21 protein-coding genes are annotated in these 20,885 nt (G+C 41.0%); 4 read left to right on the forward strand and 17 right to left on the reverse strand.

Annotation, left to right across the window (positions count from 1 at the left end; genetic code table 11):
* Positions 1-145 precede the first annotated feature (145 nt).
* On the forward strand, positions 146-316 hold the full coding sequence (locus tag FAZ19_RS24260; RefSeq protein WP_229707583.1) for a type II toxin-antitoxin system RelE/ParE family toxin: 171 nt from the start codon (positions 146-148) through the stop codon (positions 314-316).
* Between the two features lie 14 nt (positions 317-330).
* On the opposite strand, the gene FAZ19_RS14780 is transcribed toward FAZ19_RS24260, so the two are convergent.
* From FAZ19_RS14780 to FAZ19_RS14820, 9 genes are all read right to left on the reverse strand, one after another.
* Positions 331-1,071: a YoaK family protein gene (locus tag FAZ19_RS14780; RefSeq protein WP_136821519.1), complete on the reverse strand. Its 741-nt coding sequence runs from the start codon at positions 1,069-1,071 to the stop codon at positions 331-333.
* Positions 1,072-1,210: 139 nt separating this feature from the next.
* The gene (locus tag FAZ19_RS14785) at positions 1,211-2,422 is read right to left on the reverse strand and encodes a DUF4374 domain-containing protein (protein WP_136821520.1); all 1,212 of its coding nucleotides are present in this window, start codon (positions 2,420-2,422) and stop codon (positions 1,211-1,213) included.
* Between the two features lie 33 nt (positions 2,423-2,455).
* Positions 2,456-4,828, reverse strand: coding sequence for a TonB-dependent receptor (locus FAZ19_RS14790; RefSeq protein WP_136821521.1), 2,373 nt, complete (start codon positions 4,826-4,828; stop codon positions 2,456-2,458).
* A gap of 116 nt (positions 4,829-4,944) precedes the next feature.
* The gene (locus tag FAZ19_RS14795; RefSeq protein ID WP_136821522.1) at positions 4,945-6,576 is read right to left on the reverse strand and encodes a PepSY-associated TM helix domain-containing protein; all 1,632 of its coding nucleotides are present in this window, start codon (positions 6,574-6,576) and stop codon (positions 4,945-4,947) included.
* Between the two features lie 2 nt (positions 6,577-6,578).
* Positions 6,579-6,866 carry a hypothetical protein gene (locus FAZ19_RS14800; RefSeq protein WP_136821523.1) on the reverse strand — a complete coding sequence of 96 codons (288 nt, stop codon included), beginning with the start codon at positions 6,864-6,866 and terminating at the stop codon, positions 6,579-6,581.
* A 5-nt stretch (positions 6,867-6,871) separates the two neighbouring features.
* A complete protein-coding gene (locus tag FAZ19_RS14805) occupies positions 6,872-7,156 on the reverse strand; it encodes a hypothetical protein (RefSeq protein WP_136821524.1) in 285 nt (94 codons plus the stop codon).
* 40 nt (positions 7,157-7,196) lie between these two features.
* Positions 7,197-7,385, reverse strand: a complete 189-nt coding sequence (locus tag FAZ19_RS14810; RefSeq protein WP_136821525.1) for a hypothetical protein — start codon at positions 7,383-7,385, stop codon at positions 7,197-7,199.
* 126 nt (positions 7,386-7,511) lie between these two features.
* Positions 7,512-8,246, reverse strand: coding sequence for a hypothetical protein (locus tag FAZ19_RS14815; RefSeq protein WP_136821526.1), 735 nt, complete (start codon positions 8,244-8,246; stop codon positions 7,512-7,514).
* 84 nt (positions 8,247-8,330) lie between these two features.
* Positions 8,331-10,736: a TonB-dependent receptor gene (locus tag FAZ19_RS14820; RefSeq protein WP_136821527.1), complete on the reverse strand. Its 2,406-nt coding sequence runs from the start codon at positions 10,734-10,736 to the stop codon at positions 8,331-8,333.
* Between the two features lie 226 nt (positions 10,737-10,962).
* On the opposite strand from FAZ19_RS14820, the gene FAZ19_RS14825 reads away from it, so the two are divergent.
* Entirely contained in the window at positions 10,963-12,021 is a 1,059-nt protein-coding gene (locus tag FAZ19_RS14825; protein WP_136821528.1) for an Mrp/NBP35 family ATP-binding protein, read from the forward strand.
* Between the two features lie 315 nt (positions 12,022-12,336).
* Here the strand turns inward: FAZ19_RS14825 and FAZ19_RS14830 are convergent, their stop codons facing one another.
* Both FAZ19_RS14830 and FAZ19_RS14835 read right to left on the reverse strand, forming a co-directional pair.
* Positions 12,337-12,813, reverse strand: coding sequence for a hypothetical protein (locus tag FAZ19_RS14830; RefSeq protein ID WP_136821529.1), 477 nt, complete (start codon positions 12,811-12,813; stop codon positions 12,337-12,339).
* 7 nt (positions 12,814-12,820) lie between these two features.
* On the reverse strand, positions 12,821-13,294 hold the full coding sequence (locus tag FAZ19_RS14835; RefSeq protein ID WP_169305661.1) for a sigma-70 family RNA polymerase sigma factor: 474 nt from the start codon (positions 13,292-13,294) through the stop codon (positions 12,821-12,823).
* Between the two features lie 276 nt (positions 13,295-13,570).
* Here FAZ19_RS14835 and FAZ19_RS14840 point away from each other — a divergent pair, with 276 nt between their 5' ends.
* The gene (locus FAZ19_RS14840; protein WP_136821531.1) at positions 13,571-14,755 is read left to right on the forward strand and encodes a YiiX/YebB-like N1pC/P60 family cysteine hydrolase; all 1,185 of its coding nucleotides are present in this window, start codon (positions 13,571-13,573) and stop codon (positions 14,753-14,755) included.
* A 79-nt stretch (positions 14,756-14,834) separates the two neighbouring features.
* On the opposite strand, the gene FAZ19_RS14845 is transcribed toward FAZ19_RS14840, so the two are convergent.
* Together FAZ19_RS14845 and FAZ19_RS14850 are read right to left on the reverse strand one after the other, a co-directional pair.
* Positions 14,835-15,446, reverse strand: a complete 612-nt coding sequence (locus tag FAZ19_RS14845; RefSeq protein WP_136821532.1) for a hypothetical protein — start codon at positions 15,444-15,446, stop codon at positions 14,835-14,837.
* 556 nt (positions 15,447-16,002) lie between these two features.
* The gene (locus FAZ19_RS14850; RefSeq protein ID WP_136821533.1) at positions 16,003-16,251 is read right to left on the reverse strand and encodes a hypothetical protein; all 249 of its coding nucleotides are present in this window, start codon (positions 16,249-16,251) and stop codon (positions 16,003-16,005) included.
* Between the two features lie 635 nt (positions 16,252-16,886).
* Between FAZ19_RS14850 and FAZ19_RS14855 the strand changes: the two genes are divergently transcribed.
* Positions 16,887-17,567: a 2'-5' RNA ligase family protein gene (locus FAZ19_RS14855; RefSeq protein ID WP_136821534.1), complete on the forward strand. Its 681-nt coding sequence runs from the start codon at positions 16,887-16,889 to the stop codon at positions 17,565-17,567.
* Between the two features lie 155 nt (positions 17,568-17,722).
* Here FAZ19_RS14855 and FAZ19_RS14860 read toward each other — a convergent pair whose 3' ends face one another.
* From FAZ19_RS14860 to FAZ19_RS14875, 4 genes are read right to left on the reverse strand one after another with little or no spacing between them, the layout of a single operon-like run.
* Positions 17,723-18,673, reverse strand: a complete 951-nt coding sequence (locus FAZ19_RS14860) for an endonuclease/exonuclease/phosphatase family protein (protein WP_136821535.1) — start codon at positions 18,671-18,673, stop codon at positions 17,723-17,725.
* Positions 18,670-19,554: an endonuclease/exonuclease/phosphatase family protein gene (locus tag FAZ19_RS14865; RefSeq protein WP_169305662.1), complete on the reverse strand. Its 885-nt coding sequence runs from the start codon at positions 19,552-19,554 to the stop codon at positions 18,670-18,672. The genes FAZ19_RS14860 and FAZ19_RS14865 overlap by 4 nt, the downstream gene beginning before the upstream one ends.
* Before the next feature lie 5 nt (positions 19,555-19,559).
* A complete protein-coding gene (locus tag FAZ19_RS14870) occupies positions 19,560-20,465 on the reverse strand; it encodes a metallophosphoesterase family protein (RefSeq protein WP_136821537.1) in 906 nt (301 codons plus the stop codon).
* 5 nt (positions 20,466-20,470) lie between these two features.
* Positions 20,471-20,872 (reverse strand): hypothetical protein, encoded by a 402-nt coding sequence (locus FAZ19_RS14875; RefSeq protein WP_136821538.1) that lies wholly within the window; start codon positions 20,870-20,872, stop codon positions 20,471-20,473.
* Positions 20,873-20,885: the final 13 nt, after the last annotated feature.

A 20,885-nucleotide genomic window follows, 5' to 3' on the forward strand; every position in this document is an offset into this window, starting at 1 on the left:
CCATACCCGCTTTTGAAAAAGAAGTTAAAAAGCTTACAAAAAAAATATCCATCGCTAAAAAGTGATCTTTTATCACTACTACAAAGAATTACAAACAAATCCAGAACTGGGCACCTCATTGGGTAAATCATGCTATAAAATCCGCATGTCTATTAAAAGTAAAGGCAAAGGAAAATCAGGAGGTTCCCGAGTCATTACATGTGTCAAGTTTTTTCACTCAAACATTTATTTATTAACCATATACGATAAAGCTGAAAAGAAAAACATCAGTGATGAAGAGCTTTCCTCTTTACTAGATGCATTGTCTTCTCCTTAAATAAAAGCTTCCTATCAACGCTTCCTGATACTGCGCATGATCCGGTAATAACGGAAAAGGATCTGATCATACCATAGCGTAAAAAGCAGCAAGCCGGCGGGAATAAAAAGGGTTGATAAGGCAATATGTCGGTGACAAAATCCGCCCAATATGCCGCCTACAAAAAAGCAACTGATGATCGCTAATTTGAGTTGTATACTCTTATAAAGCTGCTTTTGTTTGATACCGGCAATGTCGCTTCCCAGCACAAGTCTCGAAAGCTCGATTCCAAGATCAGTGAACAGTCCGGTAAGATGGGTCGTGCGCACGACCGACTGCGACACCTTCGTTACCAGTGCATTCTGCAAGCCCATCGCAAGTAGCAACATACAGGCGAGCGAAGTAGATGACAACAAGGTTCCACCGATTTTCATACTTCCCAACAAGCCAACGGAAACCAACAGTATGATTTCTAACGAGACAGGCGCGACATATCCCGCGTGTGGATTGAATTGGGACGTCTTCTCCATGAGCAAACCGGAAAGAAAAGCTCCGAAAAGAAAACATAGTACATACAGGAGATATACCAATGCTGTAGTATAACTTCTTAAAAAAAGCTCTTCGGCAAAGAAAGCAAAATGGCCTGTTAGATTTGTCGTCAACGTTTGAAAAGCTAGTACGCCCGTGATATTGACCATTCCTGCTACTACCGATAAAAGAGATGCTAACCTAAGGTTATGGAAAAACGTACGTCCTTTTCCGATATGTCTGAACATGATTAAATATACATGGTAAAAAACGATAACCTAAAGATAGCCAATAATTATAATACACAGTCACAATTGATAAAAGAGTATTTAATAAAAAGGGGCTACTCTCATCGAATAGCCCCTTTAAAGAATTATTCGTAATCCATTAGTCCAGACGACTGATTGCGGTGATCACACCTCCTTCTACTTTTAGTCCTTGTGTCGCAGTAGCTGTTTCTACATTTATATGGTATACGCTGCTAGTACCGTTGCTCACGGTAATACCTACATAAGCGTTTTTACCATCCTTAGGTGTATAATTATTATCAGATATGGAGGTGATATCACCCAACGCAGGAAGCCCTGTAATCCAGGTTACTTTCTGACTGTATAAATCCACAACGGCAAGACGCGTTCCTGCCCCCCATTGAGATTTGTCAGCTTTTGCAATAAAAAAGCCGAGTGCTTTACCATTTCCTATATACTGCCAGTTGGTAATACTATGTCCTTCTGCCGCTGTTTCCACATTAAAATAATAATCATCAAATTCGGTTGTACCTTTTTTTATGCGAGTCACAGCAGAGGGCTTCGTCGAACTCAACTGTTTGTTTGTAAACGCCAATGATGGAGAAAAGGCGTACACGTCTCCCGTCTCGTCAATAGCAAGACCGTCGACGAAGTAACGTCCGATAAAGCTCGTTCTATCATCTTTTATCACTTTTTCCAATGTCATATCCGGATAGGAATATACGGCGATCCATGCCTCATTCGGGTAATCCGTTCCCCAGTCGCTATCTTTAATACAGAAGAATGGGGCAAAAACTTTATCCCCTACTTGCCGTATCCATGAAAATTGTGCCCATTCACCATTGCCCGTTACGGTCTTTGTATTGATTTCCCCTTGTCCTACAATAAGCATTTGATCGGCATCAACTCTGTACCAACGAGACATTTCGGTCTTTAAGTCACGCGCCATTTTTATCATTAAAATATCGTTATTTACGGGTGTGAAAGCCTGCACCGTCTCCGTTTGGAAGTTAGTCAATTTGTTAAGTGATCCGTTCATTAAGTTATAAGCCGTTACAGCTCCAGGGTTACCCTGACCGTACAACATACTGAAAAATTTATTTTTATGCGTTACGTAGTAGCGATAGGTACCATCTTGTTCAAGACCATTTCCCTCCGTAGAGATGGTTCCGCTTTCAAGACTTGGCGCATTCAATAAGTAATCGGCTACCCCTTCGGCAGCTACAGGAGTGACAGCGAGAACGAAATTACCTTTTGTCTTTCCTGGACTTTCACTATTGTCTTTATCACAAGAGTTCAGAATTAATGCTAAGCAGCTCAAGGCTATACTTATGTACTTAAGATTTGTCATCCTTTTTAATTTTAAATGTTAGAAAATGTTATGTTATGATTTATTGATAAAGTAACGTACTTTGAAAAAGAAGCCTCGACTTGGTTTCTGTAGACTGAAGTTGTCATATAAATTAGCATCTGTCAAGTTTTTACACTCCAATGCAAAATTATATCTGCCATTTTTTATACCATAGGTAATGTTTGCATCGTGGGCGAGCTGTTCGGGAACATGGTATTTTCCATCACTTCCACCACGACTTGGCCAGTACAAGTAAAACTGATGAACGTATAACAAATTATATCCCAGACTCAATGTATTTCCCTTTCCGCCTAAATCCTTAATAAAAAATGAAGCGTCAGCATTTCCAAAAGCATACGGCAAGTTGGGTATGCGATCATGATACACCGGACTAATTCCTGTGTAATTAAGCTCATATTTCTGTTCGTTACGTACATTCTGATAGGTGAAATTGGCTCCCGCAGTGAAGAGATCTTTAAAAGAATACCTCAGCTCGGCATCACCTCCAATGTTAGAGACACCGTCAAGATTACTCAAGACATACCTACTTTGATTGTTATTGAGCGTCCAGTATATGTAGTCTGTCGCATATCGATAGATCATATTTCCGGACAGAGACAGTAGATGATCTTTATTTATTGAGAACGTATACTGTGCACCAATATTCACATTATCGCTGCTCTCTGGTTTTAAATCAAAATTTCCTTCTAAATTTTCAACGTCACCAAACAATTCATTGCTCTCTGGCAAACGAGCGCTTTTTTCATACGAAGCCTTCAATTGGAGATTCGGATTAATAAAATAGCTGGTGGCAAATCCATATCCAAATTTACTTATAGTCTTCTCAATAGTACGATAACCGTTATTCGGCTCAGTGTCCGACGTGACTACGCCAGAGGTGGCATGCTGCATAAAGTGTTTACCAAAGATCGATACGCTGATCTTTTCATCTAATTCGTACCGATATCCAATTCCAAGAACATTTTTGTTTCTTTTTCTAGGGATTTTGTTATTGATATCGTTAGGCTTCAATTTATCTTCTCCTTTTCTATTGAAGGTATTAAATACATTATTGAGGGTCAATTCTTGTCCTGCGCTGAGGTGGTAATTGGCAGTCGCACTGGCTAACCCATTGTTATTATTATATTCGTAAAGGCTTCGTGAGCTTTCACCGCCGGGGCCGGAGTAAAGAATGGAATCGCCAAACCAATCAAATCGGGCGAAAACGGTATCAATATTCCGTTCCTTACCGAAATTATAATTTCCCGTAACCGCCAGATCGAGCCCTTTAGTGAATACATTGTTCTTTTTATAGTTTATTGAGGGCATTAACAGATTTCCTCTGCGGTGGCGTGCACCAAAAACCGAAACCATTCGCGCACCTGTTTGAATTTCCTTATAATTTCCACCCACAGTTAATCCAACAAGCAACTGATCAGCATATGCTTTATTCATCACACCGACTTTCGCTACTACCGTTTCGTTATGATATTGATCGTGGAAACGTTTTAATTTTGTATTTGGAGAGTATGCTCCCGTTTTAATGTCAGAAGCATCTACAGTGATTGTATAATTGTTATCGGAATAATTCTGAAAAGCACTTAACTGAAAAGTCAAGCCTGAACTCGAGGTCAGTCCAGCATTTATGACACTTCTGTGCGTGTTAAACGACCCATATGAATAGGATACATCCAAATAATTTTGTGCTTTAACTCCTGTCACAATATTAACGGCTCCTCCCAGCGCATCAGAACCTAACCAAATGGGCACTACGCCTTTATAGACTTCCACGCGCTCAGCAAAATTTATCGGAATATTATTAATTTGAAAAGATGATCCGAGATCGTCAATAGGAACACCATCCAAAAAAAAGCGGACACGATTTCCTGAGAATCCATTCAATGAGAAATTAAAGTTTGAACCCACCCCCCCACTTTCTCTTACTCGGACCCCCGATACACGATCTAAAGCATGCGAGAGATCAAGCGTTGTATTATATAATGATTTAGCATCAATCGAGGTAACATTGTACGCCTGCCGATTTACTTCTTGGCTTTCTGTGCGGCCTATTACATTAACTTCCTCCAGTTGTTTTTCATCTTTTTCGAGGTGGAAAATGACGGGCGAACTATTACTGTTTGTTAAGTCGACCTTTTGTTTTAATGTTTTTGCGCCTATCGCACTAATTTCCACGTGTATGGTCGATCCTGGAACGGCCATAAATATAAAGCTGCCATCTTGTTTACTATGCATCACCTGATTTTTCAAGCGGATTGTCGCCGAAGGCACGGGTTGTCCGTTAGATAGAATACGCGCGGTAAAAGTCTGGGTAATTTGCTGTGCTGAGGTATAAACTCCACTTAACAACAGGCAAACCATAAGAATAATTTTATTATGTTGATTCATTTATTTAATTGTAACACATTAGACTATCTAAACACCATAATCGAATTGCCGTTCAATATTATAGTGCAGTTTTGTTTACTATTCAACTAAAAACTTACTGTCGTTAGCATACACGGTTATTCCTTTAATATTTTAAAAGATTTCGCTTGTTTCCTTACCTTGAGATAGGCATAAGCACATATCACCGCAATAACCAAGAATAAAGCATCTATAAAAAAGATATCAAGCGCACCAGTGTGTAGCGTGCTCCACATCCATAGCCCGCTAGCAAAGCCATTAGCAAGGGGTACACCCGAACATAAGATCGCCGAAAACAATAGTGTTTGTCTATTTATTGCCGGAAGGTTTCGCCAGGCAATGAAATAAGCCGAGAAGACTAGCCAGCTATAGAAGTACACGCTATAGATAACAGATTGGTTGATCTGCGGCAGCACCTTTAGCATAATAAATGTAAAAGCGGTCACGGGCAACATGGCTAAACAGATGGACAAGAAAACATTCGACGCCCAGAAGTTAAACTTACGCTTATACGCCGGCACATTTTTCTTATCCCTCGCCACCAACCAAATCATAATCCCGGAGATAATGACCACGCATCCCACTAATCCTAAGATAAAGAAGATAACTCGAAGCGGCTTTCCGCCAAAATCACCGAAATGCAAATGGTAGATCAAACTCTTCACCCCATCGATATAATTGGCATCCGTATTCGGCGATTTGAGCTGCAATACCTTACCGGAAGCTACATTTATCTGCACCAAACCAGATCCAGAGAAATTGGCTTTAGGCAACGGCTTGGCCTCTAGACTTATCTGCATACTAGCATCTTGATAGTTGCGTATGTGAATGCCCGAAATCTTACTATCAGTCCACTCCTTTTCCCACTTATCTACAAATGCATTCAGATCAAAAGAAGCGTCCATAGGTTGGTAGGTATAGTCGACCTTCGTGCTTCGATTATACTGCAGGTCTTCGTAGAGCTGTTCCTGCTTCCCTTCATATAGTAACTTGCTAAAAGGCGAAATCAGTACAAAGTTGACGATCAATATGACCCCAGTAATAGCGAAGAGCAGCTGAAATGGAAATCCAATCACACCCAATACCGTGTGCATATCCGTCCATACTGTCTTCCATTTGCTCCAGGGTCGGAAAAGAAAGAAATTGCTTTTAATCTTATCCCAATGCAGCAACAGTCCGGTAATCAGTGCAAAAAGAAAAAGAAAAGAGACTACTCCCGCTAGCAAATAACCAAAAGGAGTGCCCAAACGAATCGGTACTTGATTCAATTGCGCCAGAAAGTGAAGACGGTAGAGAAATTCGCCCATATCATAGCTTTCGGCATACGAACCCGTACTCTTATCGGCAAAGAAATAGGTAAAGTAAGCAGAATCCTCATCTCTACCACGGCCTCTTCCCCTCCTTTGTCCTGCTTCCTTGGGTTTCGGTTTAGAAACCGTTGTGTCTTGCGAGGTGCTCATGTTCACATAAGTACCGTGTCCTTGACGGAGTAGGTAAAAATCAAAATTACGTCCAAGCAGATTATGCTTTTGAGAAAGCGAATCCAAGATGTAATTGTAATCAGGCTTAATCTTTTCGGCCACGACAGATTTACCTTTTTGCCATGCCGAAATATCATCCTTAAAAAAGGAAAAGGATCCTGCAAAGAAAATAACATAAAGAATAGCAGCAATAATAATCCCGCTGATCGTATGCGTATGAAAATAGATATTATACTTTCTCTGATCCATGATTAAATTAGGTGTTCAAAAAAATAAGGGAGCACAAAAAGGACAGTCAGCGCGATATAGCTAAGCCATACTCGCCATACATTCCGTGCTAGAAAAGCTACGAGCAACAAAATTGCCCATAATAGATAACCCGTAAAAAAAGAAGTAGCAATTACTTCCTGCTTCGGTAAAAATGCCGACAGAAATAGATGAAAGCTAAGCATAACGGTGTAACCGCCTACTGTTCCGGCGAGAATCTTACTTAGGCGTAACCAGGGTGATTTAGTTAAATATTTTTTATTGGCTGGCATGGCGGTTAGCGAATTAAATATTCCATCAAAAAACAAACGAGATAAGTACCTATAACCCAAGGCGGCCTCACGTATCGAAAAGGAAAGAACAACACAATTAGACTCCCCATACACATCAATACAACTACCGCAGCAAACAAACCGCTCCCGAGTCCTAACTGATAAACGCTCAAGGAAGCAGCCATCACCATGAGAAAGGAAGAGATATATTTAGATCGTACAGATTCTTTCGCAAGACGTTGAAGTAGCTCCGGCTTGTCCCGCCAGATAATGCGTTTAGACGTGTTCATCCAAAGAATGAACGCGGCAAAAAACAAAAGACAGATTGTGCTAAACATATTCAATGTACATTTGATTACAATGAAGAACCTGTTCATCGATTTGGATGTTCGCGTTAGGAACAGGTTGACCGCCCGACAGGACCTGTCCTCGGACAATACGGGTCGTTTGCTGTGCTCCGGCATAAAATACGCCTAGCAACAAGCAAATAATAACAATAATTTTATTACTTTGCCTCATCTTTTAATGGTAACACTTAGAAGGTAACTACGCGCTTAACGTAGTGAAAAAGGTTGTCTAATTTCCGTTAGATTACTAAGGCGCCATACTTGAATTGCCGTTCATTATGGCGCCGTTTTTCATCCCTTATTCAACCATAAAACTGGTTGTTAATCCCTGCCAGTTCTTTTTATAGGGTTTATCGTGCCACACACCTTCCTGCTGTTGCATATGACTGTATTCTACCACATACTTGCCCGGCCATAATGCTTCGATTAAGATTTCACCATTTTGGTCGGTCTTATAAGACTTGCTCCAACCTTCAGACGACATTACTAAGATTTCCTTTTCTACAACCGGGCTACCATCTTTTGTCAGCAAAAGAGGTACTCTCGCCCCAACGGGAGGTATTTTCGCATCGATAACAAGTTGATGCCCCAACGGAATCGCAGGAAGATCCCCCAACGGAATCGCAGGAAGATCCTTACCTTCTCCAACTTTTACACGTGTTTGAGACACAAACTCATAGCGTGTTTCACCACCTAGGTCTTTCGCCGCATGGCTCGTGAACACATGGTAAAGACCATCTTCGGTTGGCAAGAATGTGCCTTCTAAAAAATCACCCTTATCTTCCAACTTCAAGGTCTGTAACTTTTGGTTTGGCCCCACAAACTGTACCGTAAGCTCCTTCATATCGGAATACCAATCCTTTGTAGCGTCTATTTCCCCGGTAGCATATTCACCGTAAAAAACGCGAACAACATGAGGAGTGTTCTTTGTGCCACTCGGATGGCTTTCCAGCCAAATGGCATGGGCATATATCGCTTGGCTACCGCCAAGTAACATCGTAAGTAGTAAAATAATGCGCTTAACTGATTTCATATTTATTTAGACTGATTATAAACAATGCAAATGTAGCGATTCTGATTAAACTTGCAAATATTTAGTAAAGAAATTTCCTTGAGCTTAGAAACGATAAGCTACACTTCCTAATATATTGCGTGGCATACTTGGGTTTACCGTTGTCCAACCTTTGAAATAAGTCTTATCTGTGAGGTTATTTCCCTTAATTGCCAATTCATAATTTTTATATGAATACGATACGCTTGCATTCAGTAAGGTATATGCAGGTAAGATAAACTGCCCTGTTGAAACACTATTCGTAGTGATGTTTTCACTTGCATAATTAACCCCTGCACCGATACCCAATCCTTTTACGAATCCACGTTGTACGGTATAATTCGCCCAAGCGTTGAAAAGGTTTTTAGGACCTGCTTCTGTCGGGCGTAGGTCGTTAACGTTAGCCGCTGCTTTCGTTGTTTTGCTATCGTTGCGGCTGTAACTCAAAATAAGCGCCAGTCCTTCTACAGGTGCTGCAGTTAGATCCAATTCAACTCCCCGGCTTAGGCGCGTTCCGTCCTGCACCGTAATATTATAGGTCTGACCGTCCCGCTCGATCGACTCTCCCCGAGTCATGTTACTTACCGAGATATCGTAGTAGCTTGCTGTCAGCCCCAAACGGTCGCTCAACAAGTTCACTTTCACCCCAGCTTCCCATTGCTCGGCCTGTTGTGGCTTAAAGTCCCCGGATATGTCTGGCAAAGGCTGTACTACCGGAGCTACATTCTTAAAACCGTTTTGGTAATTACCGAATAGAGACACTTGATCTTCAACAACTTCATATACCAAACCTATGCGTGGCGAAAAAGCCGTTTGGTTAAAGGTGCCTGTTGTGGTGTCGCGATCGAAATTATAGGTACCTTTATTATCAAAGTAGTCCATGCGTAGGGCTAGCATAACATGAAACTTCGATGTCACATCCAGCACATTGGATACATATGCTCCGAATACCTGTGTACGGCTACGGTTGTTGGTTTCAGCACCATTGGATGCCGCTATAGCGGCGTCAATATATGCTGCATTGAACTTGTAATATTCCGGATCGTCGTACGATGTATTAATCTGATCAATCAAAACGTAGGGAGAGTTATGGGTTTCGCCTTGTTGAAAAAGGTAATCCAATCCGATCAGCGTACGGTTGCGCATATTTCCTATATGAAAATCACCTACAAAGTTTTGCTGTGCATTTACCGTCTTTCCTACATAATCTTGATCACCTGCGAGCCTATTGATCAAGGTATCGTTGTCACTCTGTAAATACATGATATATTGAAAATACCCATCTGATTTACGTCTGTTATAATTGAGGGTCGTATTCGATGTCCAGACATCGCTTATACGGTAAACGACATTACTACGCAAGTTTGTTGTTGGATTTTTAAACGTCACATCGTCGCTCGTATAAGATTTATTAAAATCAAACTCGAGTTCGTCTGGTGTTCTAGCAAGCAACTGCCTTGAGCGATTGAGAAATACCATTAGCGGATTAGTCTCCTTGTTTTGATATATTTCTGCATCCAATTGGATATCTAAACGTTTGTTTGGCTTATATAACAATGACGGCGCTGCAAAAAAAGATTTCTTAAAACCGGCATCTTGAAATGTAGCGGTATGCGTATAAGCAGCATTTAACCGCCCTGTAAGTTTGTTATTGGAAGTTAATGGCCCATATACGTCTGCTGTAACGCGATGCTGACCATAAGAGCCAAAGATATAATTAACACGGCCACCTAACGTGTCGATAGGCCTTTTGGTAACATTATTAATTAATCCACCAAAACCGATAGCCGTGCCTCCGTATAATGAGCCCGAGGGGCCCTTGATGACTTCAATTGTTTCCAAATTTATTGGATCAGGACTAGTACTGTTGACACTTACGACTCCGTTTACCATTGCTGATTGTGTCGTAAAGCCCCGTAGGGTATAATAAGAAACTCCATCTCCAGGACGCCCCGTCGAACCCCATAACTTGTCGATACCCGATACATTTGCTAGGGCATCGTCATAGTTGGTATTAACTTGACTCTGCAAAAGCTCTTTGGTGATGACCGCGTACGACTGTGAATTTTCGATGTTATTCAACGGCATCTTACCCACATAAGCACTGCTTTTGCGCTTATATTTATTTGTGTTTCCCCCGTTTATGACAATCTCCTCTAAAGTCGCTCTATTTTCAACAAGATAGATAGCGGGAATTTCAAGTCTTGTGTTTTCAACCTGAATTTCTTTCGTTATCGATTGAAGCCCAACCGCACTGACGGATAGTGTTTGTACGCCGGTTTGGGCATTCTTAAAAGAATACACGCCTTTACTATTCGTAAAAGCAGTTATTCCTTGTGGCATAAGCTTTACAGTGATGCCTTCTGCTGGCAACCCGTCGGAAGTTTGCACTTTTCCATAAATTTCTGTTTTTTGCTGAGAAAACAGTAAAAAGGGTAAAAAGACAGTGAGAATAAGCAGTATTTTGTTCATGGTTTAGTTTTATTTATTAAACTTATTTAGACTCAATATAAATTAAAGGCAAAAGTATATTTCTGATGTTAGAAATCAAAGAGAATTTTAAATAATATCTCAGCTAATAATCGCCGTCAACACAAGTGACGCGTATAAAAAACAAAAAAGCACAGATTTGCTTAAAAACATCTGTATGACACGATTCTCTACAGCTTTGTTTAGATTTGTACTTTGAACACGTGAAATGATTACAAAAGAACAAATTTTACACGCCCTTAGTCATGTCGAAGATCCCGATCTTAAAAAAGATTTGGTAACCCTTCACATGATTCAACATATTGAAATATTTCCCAATAAAATCAAGTTCGATGTCGTACTGACTACGCCGGCTTGCCCCATGAAAGCCCATATTGAGCATGCCTGTCGCAACGCAATTGCCTTGTTTGTCGATAAAAACATTGAAGTAGAGATTAACATGACCTCCAAGGTAACGAGTGTTGACAGTAATCAATTATCCGGAATCAGAAACATTATATTGGTATCTTCCGGGAAAGGCGGGGTAGGCAAATCTACCGTAGCAGCTAATTTAGCCTTAGCATTAGCCGACAAAGGAGCTAAAACAGGCTTGCTTGATGCCGATATTTACGGCCCGTCGCTACCGATAATGTTTGGTCTAGAGGGCGCTAAACCACAATCCACTGTAGCAGCAGACGGTAAAACAAAGATATTACCCATCGAGAAATTTGGTCTTAAGCTCTTGTCTATCGGCTTTTTTACCGATCCCAACCAACCTATTCCGTGGCGCGGCCCCATGGCCACGTCAGCAATTAAGCAGCTGTTTAATGATTCGGATTGGGGCGAATTGGATTATCTAATCGTAGATATGCCTCCGGGCACAGGCGATATTCACATCACGGTGTCGCAGTCCTACCCTATTTCGGGAGCGGTTATTGTCACTACACCGCAGCATGTCGCCCTCGCAGATGCGATCAAAGGTATGGCGATGTATCAGATGGAGGGCATTAATGTGCCTATCTTGGGCATTGTAGAAAATATGTCTTACTTTACCCCTGCCGAATTACCGGATAATAAGTACTACATCTTTGGCAAAGATGGCGGCAAACATCTCGCAGAAAAAAACAATGTACCGTTCTTAGGTGAGATTCCACTTGTCAAATCTGTAGCCGACGCTGGAGATAATGGCTTTCCGATATTGTTAGATGCAGATGATGCAGTAGCACAATACTTCTTAGATATTGCTGGAAGAGTAGCGCAAGAGGTAAGTATATTAGCGAACAGGTAAGTTTTTGCTACGGTAGCAGATTTGCCAATGCGAGATGAAAAAATCATAAAATAACAGAACCCCGATTCATCACAATAAATATAAATCTGCTACTCTTTTTAATTGTTTAAGGAATTTCGGAAATCGCTTTGTTCTAACACGACAGTATTTTCCGGATCAGCTTAATCGATCAGTAACTATACCCTAGAGTTATCCCCTATGCCGGGAACACACGAAAAACCCTCATCAAAAAGACAAGGGATGAAAGCTAGCAGTGAGAATTGTAAATATTCCCGGAACTTAAAAGTTACCATCACGAAATAGCCATAAAATAAGTTATAATTCAATCGGTATAGGAGGACCTAGACTATAGAGAATGACTAAGGGGCCAATAATATACCCCACTTCTGTCCAATGCTCTGGGTTAAACACTTTCCTCTCTAAATAAAGATTTAAGAGAAATTTAAGATATTGAACACCTTGTGAACTGCTTACAACACTCGTATTAAAAATCGATTGTAAACCATGTGACTGTATGTAATTGTTATAGGCGGTTTTTGCTTGAGATACATTCAATCCCCCCACAGGAACATTATCTATCACTTGTAAAGCATAATAAAACACTTCTTTAAATTTAGCAATTTGTCCTTCAGTTGTAGGCACAGACAAAACCCCCGTCATACTTAATAAATCTTCAAATTGAATTGCCTCTAAAAGAGGATCGTCTTCATGGGGTGAAAGATCCTGCGAATTAGCTTGTCCATACCCGAAAACAAAATAAGCAATTAATGCAATAAGATACTTTAGTTTCATAGTAATTTTAATTAGATGCAACATTATATTTTAATATACAGAGATTAGTCATGCGTTTTAACCATTGCAGCTGATCTGCGATTTCCGCATTAGAAAGTCCCTCTACGTAACTCATTGACATAATATTTCGGCACGCATCAGGAAGCTTGGCTAGCACGGTATGAATAGCGGTCATAAATTCGGCACGAATAATATGATGTTCATAATCTATATCATCAGATTCTTTATACGTACTACGTTCCCAGAATTTTTTGACTGTCTTGTTTTTCCTACTGAGGTTATACACAGCAAATTTTATGGAGGAATAGAGGTATGCTTTAATTGCTGGCTCTTCTTCCGACACTGTCAATTTGTGCTGAAAATAACTTACAAAAGCATCTTGGGCTAAATCTTCTGCTAAGCTTTCATCCTGTACCATTTGCCATGCAAAATAACATAACGAACGATAGTACTTATTAAACAACAGTTTATCTACATCCATAACCTTCATTTGTTAACCGTTGACAATTTAGATCTGCAGCAACTCCTAGAATCATCCTGAGATTTGACTCTTTGCTACAAGCAAGTTAACAAAAAAAGGATTTATTTTAAGAAAACCTCAAAATAATGAATAAATAACAGAAAAAGAGGCACGAATCAAGGATTATTGTAACATTTTGGCAACGAAATTCCTACCCGGGGTGAGTACATTGGCGAATAGGTTGTTTTTGCAGTATAATTCCTTTTACTTAACATGCCGAAGACTTAACTTTACGCTATGAAAAAATTTCTTTTTGGAATGTTCTGCCTGCTATTTATCCAGCAAGGCTACGGACAGCAGATCGACTACCGTGACATAAAAAATGGTGATTTGATTTTTGTTGGAGCAGAAAAGGAAAATCTTTCCGGTGCCATTAATAGGGTTACACAACAGAGTAAGGATATTGCCTTCGACCATGTCGCTTTATTGGAGATCGATAACGACTCTTTATTTGTATTACACGCTTCTGGGAAAAAAGGAACAGTTCGAGAAAGTTTTTGGGATTTTGTCCGCAATCAGAAAAAAGATAGCCAACAGCTTGCAATCTTTCGGTTAACAGAAGAGTATGCAACAAGTATTCCTACAGCTATCCAACAGGCAAAGAAGCTCCTGGGTAAGCCCTATAATTACACGTATGTTTTAAATGATAGTAGTCTCTACTGCTCCGACTACATCGAACGGATTTTTCGAACGAGGAATGTTTTTACGTTACAACCGATGACCTTCGTGAATCCGGAGACAGGCACGACGGATGCACACTGGAAAACGTTTTATGAGAAACAGGGAATGGAAATACCAGAGGGTAAATTAGGCTGTAATCCGAATGGATTAGCGCAATCGCCGCATGTTTCTTTTATCGGAAATATTAATCTGGCGACGCATGACAGTTTACTTGCACTTAGAGACTCCGCTATTTTGTTATTTCATACGCTGAACCTAGAAGAAGCAGAAGGCCCCATAGCACAATATTATGCTTTCGACCAGCAGGACACGATCACACAAAATATTTTACGGGAAATATGTATTTCCAATTTAAAAAAACAAAAAGATCCTTATATTAATTACAAATCAATTCTTGCTTGGGAGACAAAATATCCGTTTACACTTAATAATGCTGATATACAGCGCGTACTGTTGATGGAATCAATCAAACTGGGTATGGCCGCATTTGATCAAAATAATTTTGAGATCGTAGAACGATACTATCGTACCATTACGACTACACTTTCAAGGAGCCGGAGTTCGGAACAATTTGTTGGTCTAGCCAACCTAGACCATTTAATCTATAATTACGGCTTGCACACATTTTACGCTAAAGATTTTAAAAAGGCTAATCGAATTTTTGCTGTGGGAAATAGATATTTTCCATCGGACGTTGCCATGAAGAAAATGCTGACATTGAGCAAGCAAAAGCTGCAGTAATGAGGTATGCATACAATAAACCTATAAAAACTGCTTTTAATTCGTATTTATAACGATGAAGAGGTATCTCCGTTTCCCACTACACTACATAACAACTCACCACGTCGCTGTAAATTCGAGCAGGGTCGGCAGCAACATATGCTACCCTGAATTCATATTCTGCAAACCTTTCCAGATTTTCAATGGTACATCTTGATTTCACACTAAAATAAATCTCCCAATCGCCTTGTTCTTCTTTTTTGCGGTATTCAAACTGGTACATCCGAGCCGATTTCCAAGGTTTTACACGCAACTTTATCTGATTGGTGCCTATCTCTGGAATAGCCATTAGATTTTCAGCTTTTGGTGTTGCTCCAACTGGCTGAGGCTCTTTGGACGGTATAAAACCAGCCGCAAGTATGATGCTTTCATTACCTTTGGCTATCTTACTTACGTAGAAAGACAGCAAACGAATAATATCCTGCAATACTACCTGCTTTTGGCCACGCACCAACATCGCCCTTTTATCACGATAGCTGGCATCAGACACAGCTTGCCTGAATTCATTTAGTGCATGCTGCAATTTATCCAGACTTGGATCGGGCGTTTCAAAAATATCTACATTCTTGCCCATGCTAGTCAGGATCTGCTCCGCATACATATCCAGACGGGAGGGGCTAATGTTGTGAAATCGTAAAGTTGGTTTTGACATATTGCTTTGTTCTCGTGGTTTATAAATAAGTTCTATTAAAGATAATAAATATAAACAAATAATGAAACTGTAGCACTATATATTTACAAATTGTAAATGAATATACCACTGATATACTCGTATATTTTATTAAAATAGATTTATAAATTCTAAACATAAATTCACTATTATAAATAGTTCATATATATTTTAGATAAATTATCTAATTAATTTTCAATATAAATTAAAATATAAAACATATCTTCTTATATGTAATAAATATATTTATATAAATTATCTATATATTTTAATATAAAATAAAATTGAACTTATATATATAAAATATGCTTAATTTAATTATTGATATATAGTGATATAAAAATAATATCACTATATATTTTAGATAGATAAAATTATAAAGATTAAATATCAATATATATCAAAAACAATAACCTCTTATATTAGTAAACTATAAATTAATAAATATAAAACGAACGGCCGCTTGCACGCAGCCGTTCTGAAGAAAACATCGATATTTAGATTCGCTAACGGTAATTATTCTACCATACACTTTCGATTATATCGGCTTGTGGCGGTGCTGATACTCTTCTTCTGTCCATTTCGTAATGTGATAGCCCCCGCAATGCATGCAATAGTAAGCACGTCGTTGTTTAGGCTTACCTTTATTTCTTCTCTTTATATGGCTACCATCAGCCCGGTGTGGCCGGTGCTTAAAACGATATTTAAGCCAGTAAATAAAGAATACCGCCGCTGCCTTCGAGCCGAAGCTGACTACAGGGACGCTAGAAATAGTGGGCTCTAACATAGGCTCATCCGTAATTGTGAAACCAACTACCAGTTTCCCCCATGGATCAATAATAGCAAAGGAAGTAGGATGTGGGGTCGTTGCACAAAAGGATCTTGGAATTCCACCATCACAGTATTCAAATTATATATCCTTGGTTAAAAATGGATTACTAAATCCTTATTCAACTCAGCTACCTTCATTTAGCCTCGTTATATCTCCTCCATTAGCCCGGCAATGTGGTAATCACAGGCCCTCGATGGTTTTTAGACGGTGATTGGGCGACAATACGGCGCTCGAGACCAACAATAATAAATATTAGTCAGGTAACCCCAAGCTTCACTACTGGTATGGTGACTGCGGAATTTCTAGTAAACGGAAATGAATATACTAAAACTTTAAATGTACGCATGGAACAGATACCTTAACTTATCTAACATCTAACCGTTAAGAAACTTTAGTGAGTTACTTAACTCAAACAAACGCCCCAAGTTCTCTGGAAATTGTGGCGTTTGTTTTCCAGCCATACAAAACCTGTGAAAAGCATTAAAAAATCATCAGTTATTCCTAAATATTCCAACTGGTATTTTTACTTTTATTGCGAATTCGAAGAGGTCGTCATTATCCCATTTGATTATTTTTAACAGTGAATACGCATGAACTTGACAGAACATTACAATAAACTGTATAACCAATCTATCGAAAAAATCCGTGAGGGAAATGTGCTAACCGATAAATTGATCAATGATGAAAATGACAAACGACGAGGTTTGACTGTTCTGATAAGGCCCAGTGAAGACATCAAAAAGAGAATTCAGCATTTCCAGGGGGAAATGAGTAATATTGACAACCAACAGTATTATCAACCGATCTCAGATATGCACATCACCGTGCTATCGATCATCTCTTGTTATGACGGCTTTGATCTTAGTCAAGTAAATATTCCAAATTATGTGCACCTCATTAAAGAAAGTATCAGAAATACCCCGAAGATCAGCCTCCAATTTAAAGGAATATCTACCTCGAGAGAAGCTGTAATGGTGCAAGGTTTCCCGTTAAATGACAACCTTGAATCTTTAAGGAATCGGTTGAGAAGTAATTTTAAGGCAACCTCTTTGCAACAGAGTATCGATGCCAGATATACAACATCTACCGCGCATATCACAACAGCGCGTTTTCGAAAACAAATAAAGCATCCTGAAAAATATGCTGAATTATTGGAAAACTACAGGAATGTTGACTTTGGACATTTCAAACCAGAAGCTGTCGAACTTGTCTATAACGACTGGTATCAAAAGACCCATATCGTAGAGACACTCTTTAAGGCTCACTTGTAAACGTTCTTTATGGCCTACAAAGCATAGCCACGGTGAAACATGAACTAAAATAAATATCTAAATCTATTGCATCTGTTACTCCATATTTGTGGATGTCTCTTAGCATAGTGTGAGTATGAAAGTAAATTTTTTTAAAAGCGAAAATCCCAATATCGTCATTTCGTAATTTCCAGCGCTACCACGACGGCCCGATGATCTGATGGCCACGGATGGACGACAATATCGGAGAGGTCAGAAGGCTCTCCCACCACCCAAGCTCCTTTTGTGCTGATACCATTCTTACTGACGTAAATCAAATCGATACGGTCGTGGATTTCGGGCGTACGCCATAATCCCTCCACGGAAGTCCATGTATAACCTGGACGCGCTTTCACCTCTGGATGCACTTCGCGGTATACATCCTTGAAGCCGTTTTGGATCAGCAGCTCGGTAGCCGGCCAGTTGACCGCAAATGGCAACAGGGTATCCGCTCGCTCCCGGATGGCTTCAGCTGTCCAGTCCAAGCAACTGGGCTCGTTAAAATCGCCCACCAACACGATGGGATGGTCTTTGTGCGGGGCAATCTCATCCAACATGCTTTGTACTTGGTGTAGCCGTGCCTTACGGGCAGAAGTCTCTGCGGCCTCGGCAGTCAATAGTTTGCCGTCAGCGATATCATAGGGCTCATAAGGGGTGTACATGAGGTGCATCACGCCGAAAACGATTTCCCCTCCGTTTGCCATGCTGAGCAAAACCGCTTGCGAGTTAGCATCAAAGGGCTGGATGCCAAAACGGGAAATGATTGCCCGGCTGCCATCGATGAGGTGGCACTGCCAGCCTAAACTATCGGCAAGGATCTTCGCTCGTGACTGGCCATCGCTCTGGTTGGTCGTCTGCTCCTGAAATCCAACAACATCGGCTTCAGCTTTGCGAATGGCTTCCAGTTGGTACTTGATGGTCGTATCGCGGGGCAGCTTTACCGCATCACCCCCATGCCACAGGTTGAAGGTCATGATGCGTAAGCTCTCTGCTTTGCTAGATTGCCGGCGGCTGGCGGATTGACACGAAATACCAACTAAAGCAATCAGTATGGCATACATCATCAGTGTAGGTTTATTCAATTTCATGGTGTTTGGATTTTAAAAGTAGTCATTACAGCAGCATGATCAGAGGGGTATTTGACCGGATGCGTATCAATGGTTTTGGAATCGATGGCTTTGAGGATACTCCCTTGGTAAAATATGTAGTCGATACGGTCCTGAAAAGCCGTTGGCAAGATTGGGCTCCAGGTAATTCCGCGCGTGACCAGTGGATCGGGATGTATTTTACGGAAAGAATCAATAAAACCCCAGCGTTCCATCAACAGGGTAGCTGGAAACGGCATGACGTAACCTCCATTGAGGTGCCGGGTTTCGGGCACCCAGTCGAGATGCGAACCGGTGTTGAAATCCCCGCAGATAATCACGGGTACGTTTTCCGAATTCTCGATTGCGGGACGCAGTACATCCAACACGCCACACAGGATACCGGCATTTTTTTCGCCCTGAAACTGCTTTCGCCATTCCGCCGAGTCGATCGGCTGCCCTTTTTCCAGCATTGCCCAGTAGTCGAAGGGATAATTGAGCCAATTGCTGGCCACCACAATTGGCTGACCCGCTACGTCGATCGTGACTGCCCCACTGTTGAAGGGCTCATAGGCATCCAACGTATCGATAATAGGGTAGCGACTCATGATGGACAGGTTCGTACTACGCAAGTAAAGGTGAAAACCCAGTGCTTCGGCAATCCTTGACCCGGAACCATAGGTTTCCTGCATGGCAACAATATCTGCACCCGAATCACGGATGATATCCACGACGCGCTGGGGTCCCTCCTCTTCACCGGTTTCCTTGCCACCGTGCCAAATATTAAACGTCATCACGTTGATCTGTTGTGCAACCGACTCACTGTGGAACGCCGATATAAACAGGACGGCCAATAAGCACTTGGTTATCATTGGTAAAATCATCTGTATCATTTTGCCACTTCCCAACCATAATCCATATATTCCCAAGTAATATCATCCCCATCGGCATGCACTAAGAGGTACCCCTCTTCCGTGCCGTGAAATTCCCCACCCCACCAGTTGGCGGATACGGCTCCAGCCGTGATAAATTGCACGCCTTTCACCTTGATCTCTTCATACAGGTGCTGGTGCCCCTGGAGTACAAGCTTCAAGTTGTGCCCCGCAAATAGGTCAAATATCTCCTTTTGGTTCGTAAAGGTATCCGCATCGGTGTATTTACCTTCCAGCACGGGATAGTAGAGCGAAAGAAACGGAACATGCGTGGACACGACGATAGGTTGTGTATCAGGTGTATTTGCCAGCACTTCCACCAACCACTGGCGCTGCTGCTCGCTCACGCAATATTTTCCATCGCCTATTTCCGTACTGTTGAGCACGATAAAACGCCAACTTTTGTGTTCAAATGTATAGTAGGTGTCTCCAAAGAATGAACTGAACAAACCGTCTCCATATGGAGAGTGGCTCGTTGAATCATGCCAATACCGATCGTGGTTGCCAATGGTCAGGTGCCACGGGAGCTTGGATGCGTCGATGACAGCCTTATAGTCCGTATAAAGCTTGATGGCCTCCTCCTTGCGGTCGGCTTTCATTCCGTCCACATCCACGTTGTCCCCTCCCGAGATGATGAACTCGGCACCCGATGCCTCGGCGGATCTGAGCGCCTGCTTCAGTCCGTCCAAACTTCTGCTCTTGGGGTTGGCGTTTACATGCATGTCGGTAAGGAAAGCAAAGGAGAATTTTTCCTGGGCATCAACGTTTCGGTGACCGGCAAGAAATAGTACAAAAAATAATAACCGAAGTACGTTCATCTTGTTTAATAAATTAAATCTTTTCATCGCTATCTTACGTCCCATTCTTACTATAAATTAACTGTAAAGACTTGGTGTGGAGTCCATATCCCGTTATTATCGTAATAGACTTTGATACTTCTCGTCGAACTGCACCCCGGCTCCGATTTGAAGAATACTCCGAAAATATATTCATCGGAGAGGACCGGATCGTACGTAATTGGACTGCCACTTACCACCGCGTAAAATGGACATCCATCATTGCTTTCTACCTTAAATTTATTACCAACATGTTGACCGTCGTACCTGAAATAGACAGACTGCGTATAAGGGGCAGGTGGCGCAGGTGCAGCATGCATAGTGATGCCCGCAAAAACAGGTAGCGGTTGATGCGGGGCCTTCATTCCGGCTAATGTGATTCCGCAGATTGACAAAACCAATGCAAAAACGGTGATTAACTGATTTCTTTTCATGATTAACTGGGTT

It is taken from the genome of Sphingobacterium alkalisoli (genome assembly GCF_005049105.1).
GTDB lineage: Bacteria > Bacteroidota > Bacteroidia > Sphingobacteriales > Sphingobacteriaceae > Sphingobacterium > Sphingobacterium alkalisoli.